We start from the raw sequence: 6,000 nt of genomic DNA, 5'->3' as shown, positions 1-6,000 counted from the left end.
ACCGGGGCCTTCGCCAACCCCAACGTCCTGCCCTGCATAGGGATAGCTGATGACCGGGGCATCTGCCGGCATTTTGGCGAGAAGTTGTTCCATAAGGTGCATCTCTGCCGTTGGGTTGGCGCCCGGCCGTGCGCCATCAATCGGCCCCGAAATCCAGAAGATAAAGATGCGGTTCTCCACAAGATAGTCACGCAGCGGCATCTGTTGGGGATAGGTGCAAGAGATCACCTCGTGATTGAGTTGAGGCCATAGATGATCAAAAGCCCATTGGTAGGCCTGCGCATCGGTCGTCCAACGTCCCCTCAAATCCTCTTTCACAGGAAGCCTAAGCTCTTTTGCTAACGAGGGCGTAGCCACCAAAAGGTCATCAATGCCGGCGATCATAGTGGCAACGTTCACCGAGGCCGGGCGCGCCGGGTCGGTCACCACAAGTCCATGATATACGTCACGGTACTGTCGGAGGAGTTGGCGAGGGTCGGTTACTTCCTTCCACCCCTTAATCCAGCCTCGCTCTCGCATCCACCGCAACCAAAAGGCGTCCTGGTCGTTGAGAAGATAGTAGATTCGGGGCTTTTGACGATTGATCAGCCCCTGCAAACTCAACAGTAACAACTGCCAAGAGGGCCCCTGCTTGCGCAGATCAAGCACCTCCAGCGTGGAAGCGGGCGGTTGTGAGCGAGGAAAGAGAGGCGTTCCTGCCGGAGCAAAGAGAGGGGTTAAATGGTTTGGCTCTCCGCTCTCGCGAGCCGGGGGCGCCCTGTGAATAAACTGAGAGAGGTTTACACCCTCTACACGAAACAAGGTGACCCTATCCACCCGCAAGTTCGCATACCCCGCCCAGTTCACGCGCACCTCCAGCGCCCCACCAGGATAGTGGAAGGGCAGAGGAATCTCCACATAGTGCCCACGAGGAAGATCGGCCGTGTCTAAATCTACCGAATTCAGGATATTCTGCCCGTAATCTACACAAGCATCGAGCGTTCCTATGACCTCTTCGTCGGTAGAGCTGGTGCGCGCAATGCGCGCAAAAGCCACATAGTCGCCCTGTGGCAGCGTGGTGATGTAAGGCCCAAAAAGCATGGCAGCGCTTGGTTCACCCACCTTCACCTCCCAAGCCTTGCCCTCCAGTGCTTGAGGGTCGGCCACAGCCTTACCCGTCCCGTGCTTATAGAGCGCGCCCGCAGCCGCCCATGTAGCCACCAACGTATAGGAGCCGGAAGGCACGGCAAAGTGTGCCGGAACCTCATGCAGAATGTCCGCCGGCACCTGTGCTGCCACCCTTGTACCGAGACAGCAGAGGAAGAGGGCCATCCAGCCAAGAAACGAACGTCTGGGGGAAAACCGCGAGATCATTTAAAACCTCCTAAAACAGCATTGGCTTCTGCCATAGGACTTTCGCAAAAAGCCCCCAAATTCCTGCCTGTCCCCAAAAGCGCTATTTCCGCTTTTATCATGAGAATGTTATAATTAAAGTGTATGTGCTATCGTGAGTTGTTGATGTTTGTTGTCTCTCCGTAGCCACAGGCAGTTGTTGTATCTATAAACTATAGCTTCAAGAAAGGAGATACCGATGCCCGGTAAGATTTACAAAGGAAGAAACTATGCTCCCTATCGCTCCTCGAAGCAGATAGGACTCACCGTTTTGTGCGTGGCTCTATTCCTGTTAGCAACAGGGCTATTCGGCCTTTACGGCTACATTACCCTTTATCGTCCCCTGTCGGCCGTCCCAACGCCCTCCCAATGGAAGCCTTCCAGCACTTTTTCTCCGTTAGGCCCTCTTCCCACAAGCGCTCCAAACCCCTATTCGCGAATCACCGCTCCCATCTCACCCGCTCCTCCTACGTATCCGACTAAGCCCCATAACGTACCAAACACGCCCCCAGCATCTCTTGGTATCTCCGATTCCCCGCCGCCTCCCATGCCAACTCCGAACGCGATGCCCCCTATGGATGTCCCTCCGCCCCCCTTGCCGTCGCCACCAGTATCCAACGGCCGAGTCTATCTTGCAAATGCACATCTAAGCGTTATCAACGACGGCAATGACCACGAGTTCTGTAACGGTGAGATCACCATTGTCAACGATACCCCCTACAACGTCACCGACTACGAGCTAAGCGTGAATGTTTTAGGCACGTCCTACGTTCTCATGCCCTATGAAGGCACCATTCAGTTCCCAACGCAAATACTGGATCGCAGCATCGCTCCTGGAGAAGCCCTTACAGTGCCCGTGATGACGACCGGCGAGTACTTCTCGGTGTCTGCTTACGGTGTGCGAACGGTTCACCTAGAAGCCACCCTCGACGGGCCGCCCGGCTTCGCAGAGGATGATGCAACGCTGCTTTAAGGCAGCGATCGCTCGCCAACTAGTATCCACCCACACAAACAAAAGCGCACACAAATTTCCACTTTCAAATAGCGAACTAGCATTTCATAAAAGAGGCCTTTGCGTTGTTTATGACCTCCTAGCTTAAAACATAAAAGACTAAATAAGGAGCCAAACATGCCGCCTATTGTCTATAAAATGGGTAGCCTATCGTCGCAACCGCCCCAGAAACAACGCTCGAAGTTTATCCTGGCCATTGCGACGGTTCTCGGCTTAGTCCTCGTCAGCATAATCGTTCTCATTGTTGCCGTGCCTTCGCACCATGCCCCACGGCGCGATCCGAAACCACCCCGTACGGTGCAGACGGCCCCGTCATCCGCGCTCGTAAGCACAGCCCGGGTAGCGCCTCCACAGCAGATCACGACACCGCTTATGCCCCAATTACAAACTCCGCTGCCAACGGCACAGCAGTCAGAATGGCAGCAGGTTGCCCAACAAGCACAAACGCTTTCATACGAACATCTGCATCTAGGGCATGTGCTTCAAGAACGCCTCATGCAGCACACTCAACAATCGCCTACTTCGGAGATGCAGTCCAACCAACAGACCGAGCAGATTGATGAAAACATGAAACAGATCTATCGGATTGAGATGCAGAACTGTCAGCAGTTCGCCCATATCTGGTTTGAGCTGGCCAACGTGGCGCACGACCTGGCGACGAACGGAGTTCAAAACACATCCCAAGACGAGCTGAGGCTGAAACGGGTTGCTCAAAACCTCCAATCTGGCGATGCTTACAAAGCACAAGGCTTTTATAGCCTTTACCAAGACTACCTTGAAATGGCAAGTATATTCTGTGATCTTGCTGGCGAGGCTATGGCGAAAGGAGATGAAGAGCTTGCACAGACAGACATGCAGCTTGTCTACGATTGCGAACAAAAAGCCCAGATATGCCTTAACCACTCTCGTGCCTATAATGCCCTATCCCAGAATTGGACGCAGATCGTCCTGACAAATAACTATGACCCGTCGGTGTGGTCTTCATGTGTTCAAGAAGAGTATCAGGTCGTGCAAGACTGGATTAATCTAAGCTTCTAATTCCATTATCTCCGCGCCCCAGGCCGATTTAAGCTCTCCATTGTAAAATCCAGGTGGAAATATGGAATAAACGGATCGGGAACGGTGGTTTCTGTGGAAGAGAGCGGGTGGAATGCCAAGCTTTCTATTCCCCCTCCTGTTCTCAAGCGCTCCTGCCGATAATGAAGCCAAACGTTCTCGGTAGAGAGATTTTGAGAGACCTATGGAAAATACGTCGTGCACCCTGCACCTTCATCTACATAGCGGCATACCCGTGCTCACGCTGGAGGGGGAATGGAATGAAGGCGCTCAGAAACAGTTGGTCGAGGCCATTGGCTACCTCTTGCTTACAGCCCACTTCGAGGTCGTGATCAACCTCGCTAAAGCACGACGTCTGCCCTTGCTCGACTTAGCCTGGTGGCGCACCATCGAGACGCTGGGAGAGCGTCTTGCCGCTCATTACGGGCGTCTGACCGTTGTGGGCAGCTTAGAGCAGGTTCGCATCGCCTCTGCGCTGCGAAAACAACGACTACAGTGGGCGCTTACCGAAGAGGAAGCTATCTGCCATCTGCAAGGGCTAAGCCGATGCGGACAGAGCGTTGTGGTACGCGCTCACCTAATGACACGTGACGATGAGACAAGCCTTCGGCCCGTCTGAACGAACGGAGAACTTATTTCGTCCAACAGATAGGGCACGTCCTGAAACAGGCCACCTACCGACAGATGAATACCGAGGATGCACTCTATGAAAAATGAGGATACACGCTTAAAGATCGTTCGACTTCTCGAACCATCGCTTTGCCTCTCTTGCCGTTACGCCTCCATCGCTACGGTGGAGATGGAAAACGGCACGAGCCGACGGATGCTGCATTGTCGCCGCCTCGACTGCGACAACTGGCAGACCGAAGAGGTTGCGGAAACCCCTCGCTCCATTCAAGAAGAGAGCTAAGGCACATCCCTAGCCCTCTTGCCTGTGCAAAACGGGCAACGAGAGGGCGGGCGTCGGCCTTGTAGCAGCGATGCTTAACATAATAGGGAGTATCTTGGCAAAGATACTCCCTTATCGTTCCCATGTGGAGGCGGAAACCGTATTTTCCATGATAGTCTAGGGCGAGGTCGTCTGCCCATTGTCTGCATTCTCAGGAGGAACAACCGAACCCCGCAAAAGCTGATCTGCGGAAGCCTCTGCCCCTAACGAGGGAGAGGACGCCGGCCCTGTTATGCGCAACAACTCCTCGACAGGAGTGGAAGGCACTTGTGAGGGACGCAGCAAACTCTTCAACATCATCTCCGCATCCGCCTCGATGTATAGCTTTCTCCATTCCCGATCTTCCGGCTTCTCCGGCTCCGAAACGCTGCGGCGCTCAGAGGGGGTCTGAAGCGCTCTTATCCCAACAGGAAGCAAAAAGCTTACTCGGGCATCGTCTTCGGGAATCAGGTGCCCCCGCAAAGCCTCCAAAAAGAGTTTGTTCAAGGTAGCATCTTGGCCAGCCGCCACAAAGCGAAACACTGCATCCCTCCACCGGTCGGAGCGCTGATAAGAGGGAGCGGCGTTTGCCAACAGAAGAAGCAGGCTGCGGGGGTTGTCTCGAACCGCCCGCTCCAAAAGATTCTTATCGGCAGGTTTCAGCTTGCCTATAAAAGTCCCAATCTCTACAACTCCAGTGACGAAACAAAACAGAAGCACTCCGATCAGTGTGGGTATAGTTCCACGGGGGTCCATTAGACTTAGACGAGGAAACATATGAGAATACACCACAGAGAAGCAGAATGCCCAAAAGCCTAACATACAAAGATTAGCCACCCCGAACGTTGCGATCTTCCTTTTGCGCCTTCGCCGCTCATGCTCCATAACACGTGCCCTCAACTGTTCCATGAGAGCTAGCTCGGCTGCACCTTTTTCATGCTGTCCTAATGCTTGGTAACCTTGCAACGCCTTAGCGGCAAGCTCGCGTTTTGCCTGTCCGAATAGCAGAGTTAACTCTGAGCCTGTCCCCCTTTTCGACAACGAGAGCATTTGACAGAGGTTATTCACATGAAAATAGTCTGTAAGCTGTAACCTTCCTTGTAACCCCTGTAAAGCTCCTGCCGTTAGCTTAGGGCTGGCGATGTCCTCTAGATAGCTCCAGACAAGCCGCCTCCATCGCTCCTCGCTTTCCTCAAAGCCCGACGGTATCTCCATAAAAATTCGCCGGAACAGTGCGGGATCGCTTCCGACAAGCTGCTCGAGGAGCTTCTTATCCTGCTTGGGTGGCCGAAGGAAGATCGCACTGAAATAGAGATTCATAAACCCAAAGCCAATCATGGCTCCGCTTATAATTTCATTAAATAAACGATACAGTTTAATTGGCAAGCAATGCAACAGACTACATAGAAAACAGCCAAACCAAAGCACACAGGCTACGACGAGAAAATAGAAAGCCTTGTACAAAGCCTTCTCTCTTTTTTTGCGTTGATTAGGCCAGGCTAGTACATGTTGCACAAATAACCGGTATCGTTCATCCTGTGCTTCCTCACTCATCGCATCCCTCCACGAAACTTTGTATAGAAGGCCATAGCTGTTGTTTCACTCTTTACAAAACAGATTCCTGCTTTGAAGC

At 53.0% G+C, this 6,000-nt stretch carries 6 protein-coding genes; 4 read left to right on the top strand and 2 right to left on the bottom strand.

All coding sequences use genetic code 11. From position 1 onward, the window contains the following. Positions 1-1,353, bottom strand: a 1,353-nt coding sequence (locus VKV18_RS14950; protein ID WP_324204983.1) for a GxGYxYP domain-containing protein, incomplete at its 3' end; no start/stop codon positions are given. A 217-nt stretch (positions 1,354-1,570) separates the two neighbouring features. Between VKV18_RS14950 and VKV18_RS14945 the strand changes: the two genes are divergently transcribed. From VKV18_RS14945 to VKV18_RS14930, 4 genes are all read left to right on the top strand, one after another. After that, complete coding sequence (locus VKV18_RS14945) at positions 1,571-2,344, top strand: hypothetical protein (RefSeq protein ID WP_324204982.1); 774 nt, start codon at positions 1,571-1,573, stop codon at positions 2,342-2,344. A gap of 156 nt (positions 2,345-2,500) precedes the next feature. After that, positions 2,501-3,421, top strand: coding sequence for a hypothetical protein (locus VKV18_RS14940; protein WP_324204981.1), 921 nt, complete (start codon positions 2,501-2,503; stop codon positions 3,419-3,421). 202 nt (positions 3,422-3,623) lie between these two features. Then, complete coding sequence (locus VKV18_RS14935) at positions 3,624-4,058, top strand: hypothetical protein (protein ID WP_324204980.1); 435 nt, start codon at positions 3,624-3,626, stop codon at positions 4,056-4,058. Positions 4,059-4,145: 87 nt separating this feature from the next. Continuing rightward, positions 4,146-4,349: a hypothetical protein gene (locus tag VKV18_RS14930; protein WP_324204979.1), complete on the top strand. Its 204-nt coding sequence runs from the start codon at positions 4,146-4,148 to the stop codon at positions 4,347-4,349. A 156-nt stretch (positions 4,350-4,505) separates the two neighbouring features. Here the strand turns inward: VKV18_RS14930 and VKV18_RS14925 are convergent, their stop codons facing one another. After that, positions 4,506-5,705, bottom strand: a complete 1,200-nt coding sequence (locus VKV18_RS14925) for a hypothetical protein (protein WP_324204978.1) — start codon at positions 5,703-5,705, stop codon at positions 4,506-4,508. Positions 5,706-6,000: the final 295 nt, after the last annotated feature.

It is taken from the genome of Chthonomonas sp., from assembly GCF_035294505.1.
In the GTDB taxonomy this organism is placed as follows: domain Bacteria; phylum Armatimonadota; class Chthonomonadetes; order Chthonomonadales; family Chthonomonadaceae; genus Chthonomonas.
This window is presented reverse-complemented; position numbering and strand designations above follow the sequence as displayed.